Source organism: Staphylococcus sp. GDY8P45P (assembly GCF_017892745.1).
GTDB classification, from domain to species: Bacteria; Bacillota; Bacilli; order Staphylococcales; family Staphylococcaceae; genus Staphylococcus; species Staphylococcus cohnii.
Genome location: NZ_JAESLS010000017.1, coordinates 1 through 700 on the forward strand (window position 1 = coordinate 1; position 700 = coordinate 700).

Here is a 700-nt window from a genome sequence, read left to right on the forward strand (position 1 = left end):
TGCGCAAGCTTTTGAATATTTAGACTGGTCGATATATTCACCGACTAAGGCATTCTTAGCTGTTCGAGCGAGTTCAATATCCGTAAACTTAAAGATCGCTTTTACTGCTTCTCTAAACGGTTTTGAATTCTTTTTTGGAATGGAACTGAAGATGTTTCTTAAAAAATGGACCTGGCATCTCTGCCAACTTGCGTTGGTAAATGACTTACGAATTGCAGACACTAGGCCTTTATGGGCATCAGAAATGATGAGTTCTGTCCCCTGTAGACCGCGTTCTTTTAAGTATTCAAAGAAGATGGACCATGTGTCATCACTTTCTTCATTTTGGATCATGAAGCCAATGATTTCACGATCACCACCTTCTGTTATCCCGATCGCAATATGGCAGCTTTTAGAAAGCACTCGATGGTCCTCACGGACTTTTATGTAGAGAACATCAGTCATCAGATAAGGATAACTCGTACCTGAGAGTGAACGGTTCTGCCATTCGTTGACCATCGGGTCTAACTGCTCAGTCAGGCTAGAAACAAAAGATTTCGATACCGATTTTCCACATAGCTCTTCAACAATCTTTGAAACTTTACGTGTCGAAACGCCTGAAACATACATCTCAAGCATTGAAGCGAGCAGTGCCTTTTCATTTCGCTGATAACGCTCAAACACCGTCGGTGAAAATTCACCATCACGTGTTCTGGGTACT

The 700-nt window shown here is 41.9% G+C and carries 1 pseudogene; it reads right to left on the reverse strand.

The features are described 5' to 3' along the window. A pseudogene (locus KA873_RS12450) lies at positions 1-700 on the reverse strand (IS256-like element ISEnfa4 family transposase); the annotation flags it as partial.